The following is a 2904-nucleotide window of genomic DNA, read 5'->3' on the forward strand; positions in this document are numbered from 1 at the left end:
CGAATAGGTACTCATTAATCATCCCGCTTCCCATCGAAATGACGATAAGCAGAAACAACTTATACCAGCTGCGCCCTGGCAAATGTTTGACAGTCAGCGGATAAGCCAGTGTGACAGTCATCAATAAAAATATAATTACAGCAACAAAGTTAAAGACTGAATAAGAAAAAACGTTCCAGAACGATATGAAGCTCCACACCGATTGCCTTGCTTCTCCGGCTCCAGTAAACGGATAGATGAACAGCATATACAGTAAAAAAATTACAACGATTGAATATAAGCAAGCTGTCACAATCCCAATTATGCTGCGTCCATTATTCGTTGTTTTAATGTCAGCTGCACCAGTGTGATTACTGAATAATTGCTTTAAAAACAGTCTTTTTACAATGAAATAAGCGATGATCGTAAAGAGCAGTTGAACCGCAAACTGAAAAATGCCCGCAGCAGCGGAAGGACTTACGTTCATCATCAAAAAACCTAGTTGAAAAATATAAGCGTCAAGCGTCTCTCCTGTCTTCGATACCAAGGGATTCAGCAAGCTTCTAATGAGCTCATAGTCCGTGGACATGATGGCAGACAGCTGCAGCACCATAAAAGCGGCTACCGCTTTCAGTGCTGGAATCACATTCATTACAAGGTAGCTATTCCCGAAGCCTGCAAGCCCCGTTTCTTGCCGGTTCACTGAAGCATGCTTCGAGGCTATAGCTGCAAGCGCGATGATGATCGGAATACCGCATGTTTTTAACACTTCAACGAATACAATGATCGGCCGAAATAATGTCTCATCACCCAAAATCAGAGTCCCCGAGGTTAGAAAGGGAGATGTGCTTATCGAAAGTATATAAATGAAAATATACACAAAAACAATAGAAGGAATGAAAAAAGGAATAAGAAATAAAGACGAGAACAGCCCTCTCAACCACTTGTAACGAATATTGCTCAGAGCAAGCGCCAGAAGGAATGCGATACAACCGCTAGCGAGTATATAACCCGTTTTGATAACAAATGTATTTACAATTACCCTTCGGAAGTTCTCATCGTTAAACAATTGGGCAAAATGATTAAAGCCTACCCACGAACTCTCAAATAGGCCAACAAAAACTTTGTAGTCGACAACCGATAGAATTATACCGTTAGCAAATGGAAGCAGCTTAAAAATCAATATGAGCATAAGAGCGGGAATGACGATCAAGTAATGCAGCTTGAACTTCCATATTCTCTGAGGAAGACTGTCTGGATCATGTAATTGGTTATGTAGATTGCTTTGGGCATTAGGCGGTTGATGCTCCATAATAATCCCCTTTCTTTTTCCGTAATTTTACTAAATTATAATGATTTAGTTGTATGTTGTATAGCTTCAATATCGCTCATTTTCGCTGTAGCTTTTGRTTATTCGCCTGTTCTTGTATAATAATCCGATATAAATGGACGCAGTAAGGGAGTTGTATAATGTCTAATCGTAAATGGAACATAGGCATTGCCATTCTGTTTATTGTATTTTCCAGCCTTCTGCTAAGCTTCTTTCTCTCCACGCTTCGGATAAAGGATCTGCTGCAGCCAATTCTCTCAAGCGAGATAAGCCAGAAACCTCCTTATCATATTGTCCTCATCTCCCAAGAAATCGATAATCCATATTGGCGATCAATTGAACGAGGTGCAAAAGATGCAGCGGTTGAATTTGGGATGGAGCTTGAATATACAGGACCGTTTCGCATTAATCCCGCGGAGCAAATGAAGCTGCTGGAGAAAGCTATTGCAGCCAAAGCTGATGCGCTGCTCGTACAGGGGCTTAGCGACCCGCAGTATATCGGATTAATTAATAAAGCGATTAGCTATGGCATTCCTGTCTTAACGATTGATACAGATGCTCCGAACAGCCGCAGGCTCTCTTATGTCGGCACAAACAATTTCGATGCAGGCAAAGTTATGGGTGAATTGGTTGCCGAAGCGGCTGGAAATCATGGGCAAATCGCCGCTTTAATCGGAAACGAGCAAGCCCCCAATCAGCAGCTGCGGCTTGCTGGATTTCGAGAGGTTATTTCACGTTACCCCGAGCTGAATCTTGTCGAGGTGCGCTCCTCAAACATTTCACGCCTCCAAGCATCAGGTGAAACAGAGGAACTGCTTCAGCACTATCCACAGCTGAATGTAATGGTCGGATTAAGCGCACTCGATGCGATCGGCATCGCGGAGGCCACTGAACGCATTCGGCCAAAAGGCCTGCAAATTTTTGCATTTGATGCGCTCGATGAAACTTTGGAGCTTATTCGCAGTGGAATCATCCATTCAACCATTGTCCAGCAGCCTTACGACATGGGCAATGAAGCTGTATCACAGTTGAACGATTACCTCCATGGCAAGGAGCTTCTTGTGCAGCATTTTACGAAAATATCGGTACAAGGCCAGAAGCCCTTCGTTCAAGAAAATGGAGAAACTAGCCCATGACCATTCGGACTAAGCTGCTCATTTTCATCCCATTACTCGTTCTCCTCATTAATATGGTTACGTTCTTTTTATTTCAAAGTGGAAAGATGGTTCAGCAAAGCTATAATCAAATGATCGATCGTATCCTTTTGTACAACCAGTCCTCCAAGGTTGTAAATAACAACTTAAGTACGCTGCATAGCTATTTGCTTAATCCAGACGACAGCAATAAAAAGCGATATGATCATAGTCGAGTGGAACTTCAGGATCTGCGCTTGCTGCTCCAAGAAAAGTCGAATGTTTCCATATCTTCCTCCACTATTACTAGCTACGTTCATCTGTTAGATACTTTTTTGGAGCAGCAGCAAGACGCTTTCATTGCAGCTTCTGCCGAAAGGTCGGAGGTGTCGCTCACTCAATACGAGAATGCGGAAAGGACAGCAAGCTTCATACAAGAGGACAGCCAGCAGCTGGTTGAAT

2 protein-coding genes and 1 pseudogene are annotated in these 2904 nt (G+C 42.9%); 2 read left to right on the forward strand and 1 reads right to left on the reverse strand.

Annotation, left to right across the window (positions count from 1 at the left end; genetic code table 11):
- Positions 1–1291: carbohydrate ABC transporter permease (locus AC1DSE_RS33670; protein ID WP_477528952.1), on the reverse strand; the 1291-nt coding region annotated here is incomplete at its 3' end.
- A gap of 158 nt (positions 1292–1449) precedes the next feature.
- Between AC1DSE_RS33670 and AC1DSE_RS33675 the strand changes: the two genes are divergently transcribed.
- The gene (locus tag AC1DSE_RS33675; RefSeq protein ID WP_477512151.1) at positions 1450–2445 is read left to right on the forward strand and encodes a sugar-binding protein; all 996 of its coding nucleotides are present in this window, start codon (positions 1450–1452) and stop codon (positions 2443–2445) included.
- Positions 2442–2904, forward strand: a pseudogene (locus AC1DSE_RS33680) (sensor histidine kinase); the annotation flags it as partial. The gene AC1DSE_RS33675 and the pseudogene AC1DSE_RS33680, both read left to right, overlap by 4 nt.

The organism is Paenibacillus sp. 01L418 (genome assembly GCF_056400045.1).